18 protein-coding genes and 1 pseudogene are annotated in these 18,412 nt (G+C 46.6%); 13 read left to right on the plus strand and 6 right to left on the minus strand.

The window, feature by feature from the left end; translation table 11 throughout:
• Positions 1–18 precede the first annotated feature (18 nt).
• Positions 19–732 carry a M15 family metallopeptidase gene (locus tag RIE73_RS03725; RefSeq protein WP_446399906.1) on the minus strand — a complete coding sequence of 238 codons (714 nt, stop codon included), beginning with the start codon at positions 730–732 and terminating at the stop codon, positions 19–21.
• A gap of 698 nt (positions 733–1,430) precedes the next feature.
• Entirely contained in the window at positions 1,431–1,682 is a 252-nt protein-coding gene (gene yidD / locus RIE73_RS03730; protein WP_446399907.1) for a membrane protein insertion efficiency factor YidD, read from the minus strand.
• Between the two features lie 48 nt (positions 1,683–1,730).
• Here yidD and RIE73_RS03735 point away from each other — a divergent pair, with 48 nt between their 5' ends.
• Together RIE73_RS03735 and RIE73_RS03740 are read left to right on the plus strand one after the other, a co-directional pair.
• Positions 1,731–2,438: a diacylglycerol/polyprenol kinase family protein gene (locus RIE73_RS03735; protein ID WP_446399908.1), complete on the plus strand. Its 708-nt coding sequence runs from the start codon at positions 1,731–1,733 to the stop codon at positions 2,436–2,438.
• Positions 2,439–2,610: 172 nt separating this feature from the next.
• Positions 2,611–3,303 carry a hypothetical protein gene (locus tag RIE73_RS03740; RefSeq protein WP_446399909.1) on the plus strand — a complete coding sequence of 231 codons (693 nt, stop codon included), beginning with the start codon at positions 2,611–2,613 and terminating at the stop codon, positions 3,301–3,303.
• Positions 3,304–3,755: 452 nt separating this feature from the next.
• Here RIE73_RS03740 and RIE73_RS03745 read toward each other — a convergent pair whose 3' ends face one another.
• Positions 3,756–3,908, minus strand: coding sequence for a hypothetical protein (locus tag RIE73_RS03745; protein WP_446399910.1), 153 nt, complete (start codon positions 3,906–3,908; stop codon positions 3,756–3,758).
• Between the two features lie 386 nt (positions 3,909–4,294).
• Here RIE73_RS03745 and RIE73_RS03750 point away from each other — a divergent pair, with 386 nt between their 5' ends.
• The 7 genes and pseudogenes from RIE73_RS03750 to RIE73_RS03780 all read left to right on the plus strand — a co-directional run bounded on the left by RIE73_RS03750 (position 4,295) and on the right by RIE73_RS03780 (position 9,931).
• Positions 4,295–5,749 carry an RtcB family protein gene (locus RIE73_RS03750; RefSeq protein ID WP_446399960.1) on the plus strand — a complete coding sequence of 485 codons (1,455 nt, stop codon included), beginning with the start codon at positions 4,295–4,297 and terminating at the stop codon, positions 5,747–5,749.
• Between the two features lie 223 nt (positions 5,750–5,972).
• Complete coding sequence (locus RIE73_RS03755) at positions 5,973–7,349, plus strand: nicotinate phosphoribosyltransferase (protein WP_446399961.1); 1,377 nt, start codon at positions 5,973–5,975, stop codon at positions 7,347–7,349.
• A 109-nt stretch (positions 7,350–7,458) separates the two neighbouring features.
• The gene (locus RIE73_RS03760) at positions 7,459–7,677 is read left to right on the plus strand and encodes a type II toxin-antitoxin system Phd/YefM family antitoxin (RefSeq protein WP_446399911.1); all 219 of its coding nucleotides are present in this window, start codon (positions 7,459–7,461) and stop codon (positions 7,675–7,677) included.
• Positions 7,637–7,795: pseudogene (locus RIE73_RS03765) on the plus strand (type II toxin-antitoxin system RelE family toxin); the annotation flags it as partial. The gene RIE73_RS03760 and the pseudogene RIE73_RS03765, both read left to right, overlap by 41 nt.
• A gap of 117 nt (positions 7,796–7,912) precedes the next feature.
• The gene (locus RIE73_RS03770) at positions 7,913–8,479 is read left to right on the plus strand and encodes a nicotinate-nucleotide adenylyltransferase (protein WP_446399912.1); all 567 of its coding nucleotides are present in this window, start codon (positions 7,913–7,915) and stop codon (positions 8,477–8,479) included.
• 93 nt (positions 8,480–8,572) lie between these two features.
• Positions 8,573–9,307 (plus strand): NUDIX hydrolase, encoded by a 735-nt coding sequence (locus tag RIE73_RS03775; RefSeq protein ID WP_446399962.1) that lies wholly within the window; start codon positions 8,573–8,575, stop codon positions 9,305–9,307.
• 51 nt (positions 9,308–9,358) lie between these two features.
• Positions 9,359–9,931, plus strand: coding sequence for a hypothetical protein (locus RIE73_RS03780; RefSeq protein WP_446399913.1), 573 nt, complete (start codon positions 9,359–9,361; stop codon positions 9,929–9,931).
• 112 nt (positions 9,932–10,043) lie between these two features.
• Here the strand turns inward: RIE73_RS03780 and RIE73_RS03785 are convergent, their stop codons facing one another.
• Complete coding sequence (locus tag RIE73_RS03785) at positions 10,044–10,421, minus strand: DUF2237 family protein (protein WP_446399914.1); 378 nt, start codon at positions 10,419–10,421, stop codon at positions 10,044–10,046.
• A gap of 579 nt (positions 10,422–11,000) precedes the next feature.
• On the opposite strand from RIE73_RS03785, the gene RIE73_RS03790 reads away from it, so the two are divergent.
• The 3 genes from RIE73_RS03790 (at position 11,001) to RIE73_RS03800 (ending at position 15,024) form a co-directional block, all read left to right on the plus strand.
• Positions 11,001–12,017 carry a cyanophycinase gene (locus RIE73_RS03790; protein WP_446399915.1) on the plus strand — a complete coding sequence of 339 codons (1,017 nt, stop codon included), beginning with the start codon at positions 11,001–11,003 and terminating at the stop codon, positions 12,015–12,017.
• 763 nt (positions 12,018–12,780) lie between these two features.
• On the plus strand, positions 12,781–14,460 hold the full coding sequence (locus tag RIE73_RS03795) for a glycosyltransferase family 39 protein (RefSeq protein WP_446399916.1): 1,680 nt from the start codon (positions 12,781–12,783) through the stop codon (positions 14,458–14,460).
• A 48-nt stretch (positions 14,461–14,508) separates the two neighbouring features.
• Complete coding sequence (locus tag RIE73_RS03800) at positions 14,509–15,024, plus strand: pentapeptide repeat-containing protein (protein ID WP_446399917.1); 516 nt, start codon at positions 14,509–14,511, stop codon at positions 15,022–15,024.
• 381 nt (positions 15,025–15,405) lie between these two features.
• Here the strand turns inward: RIE73_RS03800 and RIE73_RS03805 are convergent, their stop codons facing one another.
• Positions 15,406–15,942, minus strand: coding sequence for a hypothetical protein (locus tag RIE73_RS03805; RefSeq protein WP_446399918.1), 537 nt, complete (start codon positions 15,940–15,942; stop codon positions 15,406–15,408).
• Between the two features lie 273 nt (positions 15,943–16,215).
• Here RIE73_RS03805 and RIE73_RS03810 point away from each other — a divergent pair, with 273 nt between their 5' ends.
• Entirely contained in the window at positions 16,216–17,532 is a 1,317-nt protein-coding gene (locus RIE73_RS03810) for a dihydrolipoamide acetyltransferase family protein (protein ID WP_446399919.1), read from the plus strand.
• Positions 17,533–17,670: 138 nt separating this feature from the next.
• On the opposite strand, the gene RIE73_RS03815 is transcribed toward RIE73_RS03810, so the two are convergent.
• Positions 17,671–18,249, minus strand: a complete 579-nt coding sequence (locus RIE73_RS03815) for a Uma2 family endonuclease (RefSeq protein ID WP_446399920.1) — start codon at positions 18,247–18,249, stop codon at positions 17,671–17,673.
• Between the last annotated feature and the right edge of the window lie 163 nt (positions 18,250–18,412).

The following is an 18,412-nucleotide window of genomic DNA, read 5'->3' on the forward strand; positions in this document are numbered from 1 at the left end:
TTTACCCAGAATATCGGTTTAATTCCCTGATTCACCAGCCACTCGACCATAACGAGCGATAAACCTTTGGGTTGGGTGCTGTTGATGGCACAACCACGCCCACATCTGATCGCCGCAGCAGAAGTGCCACCATTCCCCTGGATGACGCTGAAATCCTGCCTTTTGCATAATATCCCGTAACAATTGCCGATGGGCATGATAGGGGAGTTGCAACGCTTGGGCGTAATAATCGGGATGAGATCGGGCTGAGAGTTCGTCAATCGCTGAACCCATGTCAATCACCTCACCCTGATGATTAACGAGCGTAATATCCACAGCCGCACCTGTACTATGAGGCGGTGGGGTCAATGGATCAGGACTCGGTAATGCCCAGATTTTATACACTTGCTGCCAGATTTGCTGGCGTTCTGATTCCGATAGAGTCGCTGGGTTGAGGTTTTGCGATCGCACCACTTCTGCAAAGGTATGGTTGACCATAAATTCCTGAACCGCCACCGGACGATAGGCATCAAAAATCAGGATACGCCAACCCGGACATTGTTGTTGTAGGTAATGTTGAGCTGTGATTAATGCCTCTAACACCGTCTGGCGCAAATGATAGGGAGACGTCTCCCCGTAAGGAGCGCCCAGTTTTTCATAAGCATGAGGGGAATCCACGGCGAACCGCTCCAAGGGTATGGGAACTAAGGGTTCTCCCCAGTCTCGAATCGGAATCTGGTAATAGGGTTTCATGGTTCTTTGCCTTTGGTCATTAGTCCTTTGTTTTCTAGCACTGCCATTCGACTAATGACTCAAAACACCTACAAGAAATCCCCTGACCGTCAGAACAAGCGCTCAGGGGCTAAAGAATACAGTGTTTCCTCTTTGAACATATCCAACTCACAGAGCAAAATAATCCGTATATTTCCGGAACTTTGCTAGCTAGTTCATCTGTATTACCGTAGAATCACGGAGAAGTTTGTATATTTTTGTAAACAAATGTTAAACTTATTCAAGAATGCGGACTATCAGGGTGCGCTCAGCTCAACTATGGTTAACTAGGATCAAGGTTTAGAAAGCACAAAGAAAAAGGACTTACGCTTAGACACGGAGATACTGCTTAGATAACTCTATGACGCAAGTCCTTAGATAAGTCGTATGTGCTTAACTACTATTGTGTATTTCTACTTACGTAATTTCCTCAGCAATAGCAATGAATCTTAATACGCGATTTAGCGGAATTTATCTCTCTTGGCGAGATCTGTAAAATTCACCTCTACAACTGGGCGGGCGCGAGTAGAGACTAGGCATGCTTAGTCTCTACAATGGTGCCGAAAGTCCTAATCGATGTGTCTACTGCTATAAGTTATCAGTTTGAGCTAAAACGTTATGGGTAAAACCTGCCCCTACAGATCGGCTCCCCCAGCTCCCAGACGTAGCATGCTGCGTCTCTACATTGCTCCCCCAGCTCCCCTCTCATCCTTGGGAGTTGCGTCCGGAATCGGATCATAACCGCCCGGATGAAATGGATGACAGCGTAAGATGCGCCGTAGTGCTAGGTAACTTCCACGCCACACGCCAAAGCGTTCAATAGCTTGTAGGGCATAGGTTGAACAGGTTGGATGAAATCGACAGGTTGGCGGGAAGATAGGGGAAATAAAGGTTCTGTAGGCTCGAATCAGCCAAATTAATAAAATTTTCATCTTGTAATAGAGTGTTATAAGGCACTGCTGTGTTATTCGGGTTAACTCTTGCTTGACTCATTACCTTGGTTTGAATCCATTCCGGCGTTATGGCTCCACATTAGTATTGTGGCACTGGGGCTAGGTGTGATTGTGCTATCCGCTGAGACACTCCATCGTCGAACTTCTACGAGTTCAGAATTAGCCCGCAAAGTGGTTCACATCGGCACGGGCAATGTGATTTTGGTGGCTTGGTGGTTACAAATTCCCGCCTGGGTGGGTATAGCGGCATCCATTATCGCTAGCGCGATCGCACTTTCGTCGTATTATGTGCCATTTCTGCCCGGTATCAACAGTGTGGGACGTAGAAGTTTTGGCACGTTCTTCTATGCGGTGAGTATCGGCATCCTCATCGCTTGGTTTTGGTCGCCTGATCAATTCCACTATGCCGCTATTGGCATTTTAGTCATGACTTGGGGAGATGGGCTAGCGGGACTGATTGGTCAGCGATTTGGGCAGCATAAGTACCAAATTTGGGGGATGACAAAAAGCTGGGAAGGTTCTCTGACGATGACTCTGATCAGCTATGGGGTCAGTTGGTTAATTTTATTGAGTGTCCAGGGTAATGTGTGGCAAACCTGGTTAGTGCCTATAGCTGTAGCGTTAGGGGCTACCGCTTTAGAACTGTTCTCGAAGTGGGGCTTGGATAATCTTACGGTACCTTTAGCCAGTGCTGCTTTGGCGTTTTACCTTCATCAACTGTTTCCTCTGGTTTGATTGTGTAGGGGCGGGTTTCACCACTATCGTCTCTTTTCACCCGGATGTGACTAAACCCGCCCCACCGAGGATCATAATCTACACATTTCGTAATATATTGTTAACATAGTTAAAAATCATCCTCTAGACCGATCACCTTCTACAGCACTTTCTTGCCAAACGTCGATACAGCATGAACTTCTTCAATCCCACAGAGCCAATTATTCGTACCAAACAGCACGCACTCGACTACCAAGACCGTCAAGGATTGTTACGCCTGCATTGGCAACTCGGACACAAGACACTGCTATCTGCCTTTTATACCCGTATTGACCAGGTATTCCTGTTCTGGGGTCTAATTTGTGCGATGATTTTCATCACCGCCCAGTTTTTGCCGATTAGCTGGAAACTCCAAGCCGGACTTTGGTCAGGACTTACCTTAATTGGCACCGCAGCGATGGTGGTACTCACTAACTTTTGGGTAAAAGTCGAACGTCTCAATTGGTTACTGTATTTCTGGGGAGTCCTCATGGTAGGTGGTGTGATCCTCACCGATTTGAGTATATTCCTGGGTTGGGGACATCTGTTGCTTCGCCTTTGTCCTCTATGGTTGGGATTGTGCGCCGTGGGTTACATCGGGACAGGAATAGGGATGCGATCGCGTGCCTTTACCTTAGCAGGTATCATTCATTTACTGGGTATTGCACTTTTAAACTATGTTGGAGGCTGGCAGTTTCTCACCACGGGTATCGTGATGACCGCCTCTCTACTGATGTTTGCCGAAACTCAGTGGGATATGCGTCCTCCCATTGAGTACAAGCTGTTAACGCTAGAACAACAACAGTTTAATCAACAGCAGCATCAATTGCGTCAGCTTTCTTTGTAGAACCGATTATCATACCCTTTTAGATGGATAGCAAATTGTTGTTCTTTATACCTAACGGTCGATAACCTGAAAGGGTTTAGCCGCTACTATGAGAAATAACAAAGGAATTGCACCGGATTGGACGTTTTTCCGCTGTGGTCTATTTTTTGCACATCGAAGGAGAGCGACGTCAGATGTGCGAACGGTGCAGCACAATTGCTGAGCTAAGGTGGTGTGAAGTTTTTGTCGCTTCCTTCACTTTGTTACTACCAACGGGAGACGAAACTCTCCATCAGAGCGGTCGAAGGTAGTAGACACCGAGTAGTCAGCTTATCCAATCAAATTCCTTTATATATAAAAAATACCTAAATAAAAGTTGGTGAAGATAGGTTTAACCACTTCACCAACTTAATTTTTGGAATGAACCCATGAACAATTACCAAACCGATTTTTTTACCGATTGTTATCAGAGGTTACCAATCCGCTCTTCTGGGTTCGTGGAAAGGTTCACCAGTGAAAGGTTGTACACCTGTCGAGGGATAAGCATCATCACTGGGACCGAAAATTCTGACAACCGCTTCTGATATATATTGGGTCATTTCTGCAAAGAGTTTGGAAATATTCATAATCTTGTCCTCCTAATCGAGTAAAACTCAGTCAGATTTAAATTGGTGTATTGGTATGCAATTCACTTGTTAATTATGAGCGATGCACCACAAAAAAACAGTATTCTGCAACATTTATTTGATTATGTTTGCAATACTTTTCCCAAGGTTCAGTCAAATGCCCGCTTATTCGCGATTTGTATAAATTTTTGTTTACATCCTTGACATTCTGTAATGATTTGTTGCCCTCATGCCAGGAAACCCTGACATTCGCGACGAGAGTTCATCAAACTTAAACGCCTGATCGTATAATGGCACAAGCAGGCTTAACTGCGGCTGCTGCACCGAAGTCTGCCACATGCTCCACATTGATTCAGGCAAGTCGTTTTGACTTGTTAGGTATACTTATGCAGCCGAAAAATTTGCGCCGACTCCTGCGGGCATTGTCTCGACAGGGGTTGGATGTTCACTACAACCATCCGATCTACTCTGTACGTCTCCAAAATTCCCCCGATACACCTGTGGCAGAGATTTTACTGCCACAAGGGTTTCCAGTGGAAGCGAAAGCGTTTAAACAGTTGGCGAATCTGGCAAACATTCGCCATCCATCGGGGGGTCATGTTTGTCAGGTTTGCGCTACGCCGGATTTTCACCCCGGTGATGCCGGAGTCGCTATCGGTTCAGTCGTGGAAACGGAAGGGATGATTATTCCCGCCGCCGTTGGTTCTGATATCAACTGTGGGATGCGATTACATCTGGCGGATTTATCGATTGATGACTTTTTAAACAAACGCGATCGCTTGGTTGAGTTGATCAAAGGGGATTACTTTTTGGGTACTCGTGATGTCACGATGACAGCCAAAACCAGTCGGGCTTTATTTGAACATGGGATTCCAGGTTGGCTGGATGGGATGCTGGATGCGCCAACGGGTAGTTTCGTCAACTCACAACTGGATCAGTTAGCGGCTGAATGCGATCGCGTTTACTTAGGTGGTTCCCTAAATGGGTCAATACGCTGGGCACCAGAGGAACTCGTTCCCGAGGCGGGATGGGTGCGAGATGGGGGATTGGGGACAATTGGCGGTGGCAATCATTTTGTGGAAATTCAGGTGGTTGAGACGATTGAAGATCGGGCAAGGGCGTTTGCTTGGGGAGTGCGAGAGGGACAATTGGCATTTATGGTGCATTCTGGTTCCCGGAATGTGGGTAAATTTATTGGGGGACTGTGGCGAACCCGTACTCAAGCGGTTTGGTTACAAGGACACCCTTATCCGGAGTCTCGGCTGTTTTCTCTGTCGGTTCACCGGAACCCTGAGTTGGTGCAGGATTATTTGCAAGCCCAAGCAACCGCCGCTAACTATGGTTTTGTGAATCGGCTTGTGTTAGCGGAACTGTTACGGTTGCGCTTACGGCAGGTTTATGGGGATATAGAAGCCCCCTTGGTTTATGATTTGCCCCATAATATTACATTGCCTCAACAGGAATCCGCTCAAATTCATCGGTGGATAACTCGCAAAGGCGCTTGTCCGGCTTATGCCGAACAGCCTGTGATTATTCCAGGTTCAATGGGGACACCCTCTTATCTAGTCGTTGGTAAAGGAAATCCCGCCTTTCTCTGGAGTGCATCTCATGGCGCAGGACGATTGCGATCGCGCTTTGAACTGAGTCGTCGTGGGGCGGGTTATAGTGAGGAAACCTTGGGGTTAACAGGTGTTGATTGCATTACCCTGCGGGAAGAACGGCGGATTGAAGAAGCACCTGTGGCTTATAAGCCCATTCAGCCCGTCATTGAGGCACAAGTTAAGGCAGAGATGGTAAGTGTAGTGGCGCGTTTACGACCGATTTTGACCTTTAAGGCGTAATTTTTGAGGACGAAGTATTCGTGCCAAAAAATTGCTCCGATGCCAAATTTAATTCAGAAGGTATAGGGCTATTTGGGGGCTTGCTACTACAATTGAGCCTATTGCCTATTGCCTATTGCCTAGCGCTACGCGCTATACGTCTGATTTGTTCATGGTTCATAACAATCAACGATGAACAATCAACAATGAACAATCAACGCTGAACAATACTCTTTTGAAACTTATGCCACAGGAAGATCAGCAACTCACTCTCACTCCAGCCGATTACAGCCTATTAACCGATCTCTATGAACTGACCATGGCAGCTTGCTATGTGGGTGAAGGGTTAGAGAATCGACGCGCCAGCTTTGAGTTATTCGTGCGACGTTTGCCTAACGGCTTTGGCTATTTAATTGCTATGGGATTAGCACAGGCGTTAGATTATCTGGAAAAGCTTCAATTCTCCGAATCCCATATAGAGGCGTTGCAGGCAACAGGGCAGTTTGATCACGTCCCAGAACGCTTTTGGTCAGTCCTCAAGTCAGGAGGATTTGCTGGCGATGTTTGGGCTGTACCCGAAGGAACTGCCGTATTTGCCAATGAACCTCTGCTGCGCGTCGAAGCCCCTTTGTGGCAAGCCCAACTTGTTGAAACCTATATCCTGAATACAATTAATTACCAAACCCTAATCGCAACGCGGGCAGCGCGGATGCGAGATGTTGCGGGAGAGGATGCCAAGCTGTTGGAATTTGGTACCCGCCGTGCGTTTAGTCCTCAAGGCGCAATCTGGGCAGCACGGGCAGCATTAGCCGCTGGATTTGATTCTACCTCAAATGTGGTCGCTGCACTGAAGTTAAACCAAAAACCCAGTGGCACAATGGCACATTCTCTGGTGATGGCAATTGCTGCTGTATCGGGGAATGAGGATGAGGCATTTAGTGCATTTCAACGCTATTTTCCCACGGCACCTCTGTTAATTGATACTTATGATACAGTAGCGGCGGCGCAACGTCTGGCAGAACAGGTTAAATCCAATCAGATGAACGTTGCAGGGGTGCGCTTAGATTCGGGAGATATTGCTGATCTGTCTAAACAAGTGAACTCGCTGTTACCAGAAGCGAAAATCTTTGCCAGTGGTGATATGGATGAATGGGAAATTGCCAAAATTAAACAGGCTGGCGGTATTATTGGCGGCTATGGTGTCGGTACGCGATTAGTTACAGGTAAGCCAGTTAATGGGGTGTATAAACTGGTGGAACTGGATGGTATTCCTACTATGAAACAGTCGAGTAGTAAAGAAACTTATCCTGGACGCAAACAAGTTTTCCGTAATTTTGTTGACGGGAAAATTAGCAAAGATCGGCTGGCAATGGTATCTGAATCTCCTCAAGCCAACGAACAGCCCTTGTTGCAACTCATGGTTCAAGCAGGTAAACGCTTAAACCCACCGGAACCATTAGCAGACATCAAAAAACGTACAGCGGCGACTGTGGCAATGATTCCTGATCCAATCCGCCAACTTGACGATCCCCAACCCCTACAAGTAGAGATTTCGGATACATTAAAACAGCTTACTCAACAAACGGAAAAACGATTAGAGCAAGAAGCCGCTGATGTCTAATTCTTGACATCCTCCCTAGCTGTCTACTCCCTTCAGCCGAATAGAACGGTGATGATAGTCATCTACAATTAAGACAGAATGCCAATAGTCGTGAACCTTAAATCTAGCTATGCATAGTTATACTCTCATAGATGCCCGCGATCGCCACAGTGAAGTGTTTGAGCAAGCCGCTATTGAGCCTGTTGTGGTGACGCAGCAATCTCAACCTAGCCATGTGATTATGTCTGCACAGACCTACCAGCGACTACTCAAGCGCCTGGAAGAATTAGAAGATATGCTTTTAGGTCAAACAGCTATCCGGTTATCCAGGTTATTATCGGGTGGATAGCGGTGAGTACCGAATCGTATATCGGTTCAATCCGAATCAGGATTTGGTTGAAGTCATCTTGGTTGGTAAGCGTAACGATGATGATGTATATAAACGACTAGAACGCCTCTTGAAATAGTGCGATTCCGCACTTTTGGCGAATACCAGTTTAATGCCTCCCATCGTCAGGATAAAGCAATCATACCCACCCCTGTATCTGTATCCTCTATATCATGATGATGCTAACGGACTTGATATGACCACTATTGCCTTATTCGGAACCAGTGCTGATCCACCCACCGCAGCCCATCAAACCATTCTCGAATGGTTGTCCAACCATTACGATAAAGTCGCTGTCTGGGCGTCAGATAATCCGTTTAAGTCTCACCAAACCTCCCTAGAACACCGTAAGCGAATGTTAGAGGTGTTAATTTCTGAAATTGAAACACCGCATAATAATATTGGCGTACATGAGGAGTTGAGTCGTAGTAGAACCCTAGAAACGTTAGCCAAAGCCAAGGAAATTTGGGGGGATGGGGTTGACTATACTCTCGTAGTGGGTTCGGATTTAGTCCATCAGATACCCCGTTGGTATCGGATTGAAGAATTACTCAGTCAGGTGCAGTTGCTGGTTGTACCGCGTCCCGGTTATGACATAGACGAGACAGGTGTAGAACGATTAAGGCAGCTTGGCACTCAGGTAGCGATCGCGGATTTGGATGTCCCAGGAGTGTCCTCCACCGCCTATCGTGAAAAAGGAGACCCCGATGTCATAACCCCTTCTGTTGAAGACTATATCAATCGCGAAAAATTGTATGCTTGAGTAACCCTGATGCTGGAACAGGGACGTTCTTCGCTATACTTTTATGGGGACTATCACTTTTTTAAGTTCAAAACGTTAAAGTTTTGGATAACCATGTCAGAACGCGGCATCAAACCGATCAACCAACCAGCGTTAGCTGACTTCAAGGTCAGTGTTGACACTGTTATTTTTTCTGTTGATACTCAACAAAACCGCGTCTTGGTGCTATTAATCATGCGCCGGGATGACCCTTTTTCCGGTCAGTGGAGTTTGCCAGGAACGCTGGTGCGCCAGGGAGAATCCCTAGAAGATGCTGCCCATCGAGTTCTGGTAGAAAAAATTCGGGTCAATAATCTCTACTTAGAACAACTCTACACCTTTGGTGGTCCGCATCGTGATCCCAGGGAATCTCCGAAAAGCTTTGGTGTTCGTTATTTATCGGTTAGCTACTTTGCCCTAGTTCGGTTTGAAGAAGCACAGTTTATTGCTGAGGGGGTTAACGGTATGGCTTGGTATCCGGTTAAGCAGATCCCTCCCCTAGCTTTCGATCATGGCAAAATTATTGAGTATGGATATCAGCGTTTGCGGAATAAGTTAGAGTATAGTCCTGTCGCGTTTGACGTATTACCCGATGTTTTTACGCTGAGTGATTTATATCAACTCTATACTACTGTTTTAGGCGAAAATTTCTCGGATTATTCTAACTTCCGCACCCGTTTGTTGAAGTTGGGTTTTTTAGCCGATACGGGTCTCAAAGCCTCACGGGGGGCAGGGCGTCCAGCGTCTTTATACCGCTTTGATGCTGAGGCGTTTGCACCGTTGAAGGATAAGCCGTTAGTTTTTCTTTAAAAATACAGCATTTTATTGTAGTTTATATTTAATTCTCTATTGATAAAGATTATGACGAAATCGACGATTCAGTATACAACCAAACATTTAAAGGAACTGGGTTTATTTATCGAAGTCAGCGGCAGAACGGATAGCGATCGCAGTCGCAAAAAGGCGCTGGAAGAAATTGAACGCCGGATGGATGACCCAGAGGATACCAGCTTAGATGCGAATAGTTTTGCCGATGGGTTAAGCAGTGAAGATTTAATTGTGGTTGGTCCCCCTTCGGCGATTGAATCGCCAGAAGATGAACCGGAAATTATTCAAGCGGTGAAGGCGATCGCGAATTTAGCCAGCTTACGAGTTAGCTTAGAAGAGATACAGCAGCAGGCGTTGGAGTTACGTCCGGTAATTGAGGCACTCTTTAGCCCCGAACCCCTGACTCCCGAACAAATGCAGCAGGCGACAGATAAGAGTTTTGCCAAAACGTTAATCAAATTTGCCGAAGCGAAAGCCGCACGGGATCAATTTTTACCTGAAGCGCAACAAGCTTGGCAGATTTTAAAACCCGCTTTAGACAATGTGGATACGAATTCTAATCCGGTTCTTTCATCTGTACAAAACTCCAAACCTGATAAGTCATAAGTCATGAGTTAATTGTAGGGTGCGTTAGCGAAGCGTAACGCACCATTTATCAGCGTAACGCACTAACATCACAAACTCTCAAATACGTTTGGATTAAAAATTCCACACGTTTTTAGGCACCTTGAGCATCAAGAGCATGTTGTTTAAGTTCACTTAAGGAAACATATTCTAACGCCGATGCATGAGTAGCAGACAAAACCACAGGAGGTGCAGCACCCGCTTCTAGGGCTTCTTGCCAACGAGACGCACATAGACACCAGCGATCGCCTGGTTTTAAACCAGGGAAGTTAAATCCGGGAACGGGTGTACTCAAGTCATTCCCGCGCTGTTTGGTAAATTCCAGAAACTCTTCGGTAACTTGAGCGCAAACAACGTGAGCGCCAAAGTCACCGCCTCCAGTATTGCATTTGCCATCCCGGTAAAATCCGGTCATGGGAGATGTGCAACAGGTTTCTAGTTCTGTACCCAGGACGTTTTTTGAGTTAGCCATGACAAAACCTTTTATTGACAAACCGTTCCATCAGTAGGATACATAGAGACGCTTCTATCCAGCAAGACCCCTATTAGTCATGCGTCATGCGTCATTGGTGATTGGTTAGAGAATCCTCGCACCTTGATCGGGGCGGGTTTAGTTGCATTAGGGCTGAAAAAAATGTGAGCCGTGAAACTCGCCCCTACAAGACCAACCAACGTACTGGACTGACACAGCTAAAATTGTGGAATAGATTTTACCATTGAATCGGGCGCACGTCTGTGCGCCCCTACGGTTTCCGGGCATAATTCTAATTCATCAAATAGGGTGTGCCACGCCAGTACTATGTTGGCTCTCTTCACCAAAACGGTTTTATCCATCATCTGTCATCTTGATCACCCACTTGGCAGTAAGATAAGGACAGCAGTTTACCCAGCCGGGTGGCAAAGCAATATTTAGTCAATTTGGGAGGGTGTTCGATGAGCAATAAACCTGAAAAAAACGTTATCAATGTAGATCCAGTCACGGTTGTGGCGGTTATATCTGCCCTTTTACTCGTGCCATTATTGATATCGGGGTTTATCTTCCAATAATTCTATGGGTTCTCGTCCTTTTAAATCTACCTCCGGTTTGCCCCTTGCTAAAGTCATCAAGCTGGTGTCAATAGTATTGGTGTGCTTATCGCTGTGGGTTGCACCAGCATCTGCCAAGGTTATCCGCTATTTTGATGGCAATTCGACGGATGTCAATGTTCCCGCAGGTATTGCTTTTGACTTAGGCGGCGGGGGGGCTGATGTGGATGAAGCGATTCAGTGGATGATTAATCAGGCGAGAGGTTGCACTGACTGTTCGGCTACGGTTGACGTGGTTGTGATTCGCTCATCGGGTTCGGCTGGCTATAATGAACCGATTCTGGCGATGAATGGGGTGGATTCGGTGGAAACCTTGGTTATCGGTAGTCGGGATGATGCTAATTCTCCAGATGTGGCGGATACGATTCGCCAAGCTGAGGTGTTATTTTTTGCAGGTGGCGATCAGTGCGACTATACCCGAAATTTTAAGCATACGGCGACAGCAGACGCGATTAAATCCGTTGGTGCTAAGGGCGGTGGGATTGGGGGAACCAGTGCTGGGGCGATGATTCAAAGTGATTTTATTTACAACGCCTGTTCGGATGCGGTTGATAGTGAGTATGCCCTAGATGATCCCTACGAAGATATTCTGTTTAGTTATGACTTGTTCAACTGGTCGCTGATGAAGGGTACGATTATAGATACCCATTTTAGCGATCGCGATCGCATGGGTCGATTGATGACATTTATGGCGCGTCAACTTCGGGATGGAATTACGGATAGTGTCTTGGGGATAGGGATTGATGAGGGAACCTCGCTGGTGGTTAACCGGGATGGTATCGCTCAGGTTATGGGAGAGGGTGCAGTGTATTTTGTGTCAGCCGATCATATCCCAGAAGATTGTGAACCCCAAACCCCGCTCACATTTTCTGATTACAAGATTTGGAAACGAGAAAATGGTGAGGAATTTGATCTGAAACATTTACCCTCAAGGGGTTATCGTAGAGCGAGTGTTCAAGATGGTATTGTGCATAGGGGTTGAAAGGGCGATTGGAAATCGCAGCTACACAAACAAAGTCCGCCTACGCGGACTGAACTAGAAAAGAATCTTCCACAGAAAATTTTTATATCATAAACATCGGTGAGAGTCTATAGGGGCGACCCGCTTACTTAAAGAAACAATTGGAGTTCATTCAATTGATTGGATCGCCCTATTATTCAATGGGATTAATCCTTGTTCCAAGGTTCGATTACATCCTGATAAGTAACAGTGCTTAATCCATCAGATTAAACCTAGACCCGTCCAAGTTCTTTGTCTCTCAAATTACCGTCTACTCTCACCATGTTAATCAATCTAGGACTTATACAAATCCGGGTTAGCTACCCCCTTATAACCCTGGCGTTTCACTGGAAATTACGAAACCTGGGAATCGGGGCGGGTTTAGTTGCATCTGGGTGCAACCGAAGAGATAGTAGTGAAACCCGCCCCTACACATTTATGTGCCATACCTGACGATTCAGGGCGTTATAGCACTAAAGTGCTTACTACAAACAAAGCCCTATTTTAGCTGTGCCACGCCAGTACTGGCGTGGCACACCTTATTTGATGAATTAGAATTACGCCCCGAAACCGTAGGGGCGCAAAGACTTGCGCCCGATTCAATGATAAAATCTATTCCACAATTTTAGCTGTGTCAGTCCACTACCCTTCGGGAAGGCTTCGCATACATTTGTGTAGCAGCGATTTCAATCGCTCAAATTAACCCAATTCTCGCTAGAGTGGTTTTTGCGCGAAACTCTATACTATGCACCTACGCCAAAAACTGACTCTCCATTATTTCGCCCTTGCTGGAATCATTATCCTGGGAATCGCCCTCCGATTTTGGCATATTGACTTAAAACCCCTGTGGCTGGATGAAGTTCTCACGGCTTTCTTTAGTCTGGGACTTGAGTATAGTGATTTACCGTTGGATGTCGTATTTCCCTTATCCACGCTCCAGGAATTCTTCACCCTTCAACCCGACGCTAGCTGTCGAGATATTGCCCAAACCCTTGCCCAACAATCGACTCATCCGCCCTTATTCTTTTGCTTAATGCATTCGTGGCTAAGGTTGACGGGAACCGAACCGTTAGCGTGGGCGTTGCGTTCATTTCCCGCCTTAATCGGAGTGGGTGCGATCGCGGCAATCTACTGTCTCAATCGTCTCATCTTTTCGCCAATCGCGGGATTAATCGCCGCCGCGTTAATGGCGGTGTCTCCTTTTGCGGTTTACCTGTCTCAGGAAGCGCGTCACTACACGTTACCGATGCTGCTGATTATTCTGGCACTATTGGCATTAATCCTGATTCAGCAGCGTCTTTACCATCAGCAAATGCCTTCCCCTTGGCTATGGTGCGGTTGGGGAATGATAAACAGTATCGGTTGTTATGTCCATTACTTTTTTATTCTGGCTGTCATTGCCCAAGTTTTGACCCTAATTTCTGGGATGATTGGGTATCGTCGGCGCTTACCTGACGGGAGTTGGAGTGCTGTGGCGCTGGTAATCGCGGGAATGGCAGTCAGTTATCTGCCGTGGTGGGGTATGCTTTTGGCAGATGTGGGGCGTCCAGAAACCAGTTGGCTACCGCCACCGGATAGTATTACGCCTTTGTTGCAATTACTGGTGGGTTGGTTCCTGATGGTGATTGCTTTACCCGTGGAAAATCAACCTTTGTGGATGGTGATACCCATGGGAGGATTAACGTTGGGATTGGGGAGTTGGATTATTTGGCGGGGAGGCGTTGGAGTGAAGCGATTGCTGTGTCAGCCTTCAACCCAGTTAGCTACATTGACGCTATTCGGGTTTACCTTGGCTGTATTGCTGCAATTTCTGGCAATTATTTACGGATTAGGTAAGGATATCTCCATTGTCCCCCGTTATAACTTTGTCTATTATCCGGCGATTTGTGCGTTATTGGCAGCGAGTTTAACTGTAAACCATGGCGCATCTGGGCTTAGGGGTGCTGGGGTACAGGCAAAATGGGAAATCATCTTACCCTTAGCTATCTCTCTGGTGAGTACAGTTTGTGTTGGGGCGAATTTGGTGTTTCTCAAACCCTATCATCCTCAGCAGGTGGCGCAAAATATGACAATTGAACCCACGGTTCCCCTGATCATGGTGATGGGATATCACGATCTTCAGGATGTAGGATTAGGATTGAGCTTTGCCTTGGCATTGGAGAACGTATCAGAGGGTGGGAATCAGGAGGGCGATCGCACAATAGCCTTTTTAAGTCGCCAACAGGGATATGATAGAGTCTGGCAACAGTTATCGGAATTAGCCATACCTTCTGTGTCTCCGTTGAATCTATGGGTAATCGCTCCTGGCTTGAAGCGGCGAGACTATCCCCAAACTCTTGCGATCGCGAACCAAAAAACCTGTATCCTTGATCCGAGTCACCATTACCGGATTGGTATTCCCTATCAGTTATACCGATGTGGTTAAGATTTGGCGTAAACTACGCCAGAAAGGATGTTTTCGGCAACAATTACAATGAAAGAAAGTATTATTAAGTCTATTCAAGGACTCGCCGCTCTAATTGTGGCGTTAGTGTTGGTTTGCGTTCCCCTATCCGCCCAAGCTGCTAATCCCTCTGCCCGACAGCTTATTAATGACGGTGTATCGGATCTAAGTGCCATGGATTTCTCCGGTCAAAATTTAGCGGAATTGGAGATATCTAACATGAATCTGACGCAAACGAATTTAAGCAATACCGATTTACGCAGTGTGGTGATTAGTGATTCGACGGTGACTGATGCAAATCTACAGGGTGCAGATTTTTCATACAGCATTGCTTATAAGGTTAACTTCAAAGGGGCTGATTTAAGTGATGCGGTTCTAGAGGAAGCAATTTTGTTAGGTTCTCGCTTAAATGACGTTAAAATTACGGGTGCTGACTTCAGCAATGCAGTTTTAGATCGCTTACAAGTCCAAAATCTCTGTACTAGAGCCAGTGGGGTTAACTCGAAAACGGGAGTAGAGACTCGCGCATCCTTAGGATGTCGATAAATTGTCTATTGTGGGGCTTGCTGAATAAGTCTTGTGGTGGGGAGAGGCAATAGGGAATAGGCAATGGGCAATAGGCAATAGTGAAGAAAAACACTGACTCATCAAGGGATTGAGCGATTTAAATTTTTCTTATTTTGTCCTAACCTGAGAGCGTAGTGTCGTGGCACACCTTATTTGGTGGATTAGAATTGTAGGGGCACCATCCTTGCGCCCGGTTTAACCCTTCGACTTCGCTCAGGGTTAAACGTCAAATCTATTCCACAATTTTAGCTGTGTCACGCCAGTAGTGCTATATAACCCAGTCCGCGCAGGCGGACTTTGTTTGTGTAGCAGCGATTTCAATCGCCATGACAAAAAAGGGTTTTCAAAGCGGATTTGGTATCACAAACAAAGTTCAGGTGACCAGTCTTGATGACCGCGCTCAGGATAACATTTGAACTGAGATCCTGCCCAAATCATCTGCCATTGTTCATTAGCTTGAGCCGAGGGATTTTTCTGGAACTCAACGCGATATCGGATATCTTGCACAGAATCACCCTTTAATCCAGTTTGAGTCAGAATCACAATTGCCTGATCCGGTTGAGGATAGGAGACATCCACGGTAGCTGAATCCGTATCAGCGTCGCTACTACCAAACGCCGAGAGTGCGATCGCCTTGGGATCACTCCCGGTTAAACTCGTCCGATCTGCTTGTTGGGATAGATCAATGGAACGATAGTTTTCCCGGTTAGCTGCTGGCGTCTGAGGCGATGAAAAATTTTGCTGGGGAGTTGAATTACCGGGAGAATCGGGGGATGGCTCAGTCGATGAGGAAATCGTTTTGTCAGGTGAGGGATTAGCGGCTGTAACTGTCGCTTCTGGGCGATTACTGATGCTTGTGCAAGCCGTCAGCATGAGTATCATACTAGCGAGACTCATCAAAGAAATTTTGCCCGATTTGACCATCCAATCCATCAGCTTTCTATGTAAGCGGCTAATTCTATTGTAGGTTGGTATGGAGAAGCACCCAGATTTAGGGGCGGGTGGGTAATCCCTATTTCCTGTTCCCTGTTCCCTGTTCCCTGTTCCCTGTTCCCCATTCCCCGTTCCCTCTTTTCGACCTCTATAGTTTGAGAACCCGTCATCAAGCTAAAATGCGATCTGGCAAATGCTATTGTTATTTAACGCCTAGTTCATAGGGAATACCACCTCATGATCCACGAAGTTTTCATGCCCGCCCTTAGCTCCACCATGACCGAAGGTAAAATTGTCTCTTGGGTAAAATCCCCAGGGGACAAAATAGAAAAAGGCGAAACCGTGGTAGTGGTTGAGTCTGACAAGGCGGATATGGATGTGGAGTCCTTCTATGAGGGCTATCTAGCCGTCATTACTGTACCCGCAGGTGAAACCGTGCCTGTCGGAGAGGCAATTGCCCTGCTAGCCGAAACTCCTGACGAAATTGAAACGGCTAAACAACAAGCCTCCCAATCCAGTTCCGCCTCAGACTCAGCCAGTACTTCGCCTGATCAAGCGCCAACCGAGCAAACGCCAACCGAACAAACGCAAAAATCTGAACCTGCTACTGTCTCAGCCGCTTCCCAAGCGCAAGATACCCCTAGTCGCCGTAATGGACGCACTGTCGCCTCGCCTAGGGCGAAGAAATTAGCCAAAGAGTTGAAGGTTGAACTCGATACATTGACAGGTAGTGGTCCTCACGGACGCATTGTGGCAGAAGATGTGGAAGCCGCCGCTGGCAAAACTCCCCAACCCGAACCTGCTGCTGCACCGCAACAGCCAACGCCTGAGCCTGCGACTCAACCGACAGCTACACCAACCACGCCTGTAGCTATACCCCAAGGTGAAGTGGTTCCCTTCAACACCCTGCAAAATGCTGTGGTGCGGAATATGGTGGCGAGTCTTCAGGTGCCATCCTTCCGGGTGGGGTACACCATCACTACTAATGAATTGGATAAGCTGTATAAACAAATTAAGCCTAAGGGCGTAACCATGACTGCCCTATTAGCCAAAGCCGTCGCTGTGACATTGAAACAACATCCAAAGATAAATGCCAGTTATACGGAAAAGGGGATTCAGTATCATGCTGGCGTCAATGTGGCTGTTGCTGTGGCAATGGCAGATGGGGGATTGATTACACCAACGCTACAAAAAGCCGATGAGGTGGATATTTATTCCTTGTCTCGCACCTGGAAAGGCTTGGTTGAACGCTCCCGACGCAAGCAGTTGCAACCGGAGGAATATAGTTCCGGTACGTTTACGATCTCGAATTTGGGGATGTATGGCGTTGACCGTTTTGATGCGATTTTACCGCCGGGACAAGGGGCAATCATGGCGATTGGCGCATCACGTCCGCAAGTGGTGGCGACAACGGATGGCATGATGGGGGTGCGGAATCAAATGCAGGTGAATATGACCTGTGATCACCGGATTATTTACGGTGCTGATGCAGCAGCATTCCTACAAGATTTGGCGAAGTTGATTGAAACTAATCCGCAATCGTTAACGCTGTAATCTGATTTTGTCCTGTAACACACACGCTCAAATAGTGGCGAAGGGCGGGTTTGGCTTTTGAGGTTATCGGTAGATAGTCAAATTAAACGGCTAAACCCGCCCCTACAATTGACGGATGAATTTTTGACAGTCAATGATTCAATTCCAAACAATCTGTAAATCTAAAATAAAGCCAGGTAAAACATTTTCTCCCGATAACTGGGTCGGATTTTCCAGGATTTCTACCGTTTGTCCTTGGCGATAAATTTCAACCCGACGAGTTGGTCGATAGAGTAACCAACCTAGTCTGACTTGATTATCCATGTATTCCTGCATTTTGTCTTGGGTTTCTGTTAACGTATCGCTGGGTGACATTAACTCCAAAACAAAGTCTGGGGCAATGGGGGGGAATTTTTCTTTCTGTTCCTCTGTCAGCGCATCCCATCGTTGTTGTTGAATCCAAGCCACATCGGGAGAACGGTTCGCTCCATTGGGCAGGTGAAAACAGGTGGAAGAGTCGAAAACTTCTCCCAGGTTCGTTTGTTCATTCCACACACAAAATCGAGTGGTTAGCTTGGCGTTCCGTTTTCCCGTTTCTCCGCCTGTGGGGGACACGATGATCAGTTCTCCTTTCGCATTGCGTTCAAATTTTACGTCGGGATTGACTCGGCAAAGATGATAAAATTGCTCTTGATTCAAGTGAACAATTGGATTGAGGTTAAGTGTAACGGTTGCCATAAGTAGTTAAGATAGAAAGCAATTGATACAGTTACAGACTATTTTACGCGATCGCTTAATTTCTCTCGCCATCAACGCTCAGAACTGATGCAGGTTTGACCATTACACCACCATCTGTAGGGAACCCTTGATGAACATTGGTGTAAACTTAAGGCTGAAACCT

The sequence above is a fragment of the Coleofasciculus sp. C1-SOL-03 genome (assembly GCF_040220555.1).
Taxonomy (GTDB): Bacteria; Cyanobacteriota; Cyanobacteriia; order Cyanobacteriales; family Coleofasciculaceae; genus Coleofasciculus.

What these genes read in the sequence shown, in the direction of transcription:
- RIE73_RS03800 (WP_446399917.1), top strand. Translation starts at nt 14,509, where the DNA reads ATGAAAGAAAGTATTATTAAGTCTATTCAAGGACTCGCCGCTCTAATT.
- RIE73_RS03815 (WP_446399920.1), bottom strand. Translation starts at nt 18,249, where the DNA reads ATGGCAACCGTTACACTTAACCTCAATCCAATTGTTCACTTGAATCAA.
- RIE73_RS03805 (WP_446399918.1), bottom strand. Translation starts at nt 15,942, where the DNA reads ATGAGTCTCGCTAGTATGATACTCATGCTGACGGCTTGCACAAGCATC.
- RIE73_RS03755 (WP_446399961.1), top strand. Translation starts at nt 5,973, where the DNA reads ATGCCACAGGAAGATCAGCAACTCACTCTCACTCCAGCCGATTACAGC.
- RIE73_RS03775 (WP_446399962.1), top strand. Translation starts at nt 8,573, where the DNA reads ATGTCAGAACGCGGCATCAAACCGATCAACCAACCAGCGTTAGCTGAC.
- RIE73_RS03810 (WP_446399919.1), top strand. Translation starts at nt 16,216, where the DNA reads ATGATCCACGAAGTTTTCATGCCCGCCCTTAGCTCCACCATGACCGAA.
- RIE73_RS03745 (WP_446399910.1), bottom strand. Translation starts at nt 3,908, where the DNA reads ATGAATATTTCCAAACTCTTTGCAGAAATGACCCAATATATATCAGAA.
- RIE73_RS03785 (WP_446399914.1), bottom strand. Translation starts at nt 10,421, where the DNA reads ATGGCTAACTCAAAAAACGTCCTGGGTACAGAACTAGAAACCTGTTGC.
- RIE73_RS03725 (WP_446399906.1), bottom strand. Translation starts at nt 732, where the DNA reads ATGAAACCCTATTACCAGATTCCGATTCGAGACTGGGGAGAACCCTTA.
- RIE73_RS03740 (WP_446399909.1), top strand. Translation starts at nt 2,611, where the DNA reads ATGAACTTCTTCAATCCCACAGAGCCAATTATTCGTACCAAACAGCAC.
- RIE73_RS03780 (WP_446399913.1), top strand. Translation starts at nt 9,359, where the DNA reads ATGACGAAATCGACGATTCAGTATACAACCAAACATTTAAAGGAACTG.
- RIE73_RS03790 (WP_446399915.1), top strand. Translation starts at nt 11,001, where the DNA reads ATGGGTTCTCGTCCTTTTAAATCTACCTCCGGTTTGCCCCTTGCTAAA.
- RIE73_RS03795 (WP_446399916.1), top strand. Translation starts at nt 12,781, where the DNA reads ATGCACCTACGCCAAAAACTGACTCTCCATTATTTCGCCCTTGCTGGA.
- yidD (WP_446399907.1), bottom strand. Translation starts at nt 1,682, where the DNA reads ATGAAAATTTTATTAATTTGGCTGATTCGAGCCTACAGAACCTTTATT.
- RIE73_RS03770 (WP_446399912.1), top strand. Translation starts at nt 7,913, where the DNA reads ATGACCACTATTGCCTTATTCGGAACCAGTGCTGATCCACCCACCGCA.
- RIE73_RS03750 (WP_446399960.1), top strand. Translation starts at nt 4,295, where the DNA reads ATGCAGCCGAAAAATTTGCGCCGACTCCTGCGGGCATTGTCTCGACAG.
- RIE73_RS03760 (WP_446399911.1), top strand. Translation starts at nt 7,459, where the DNA reads ATGCATAGTTATACTCTCATAGATGCCCGCGATCGCCACAGTGAAGTG.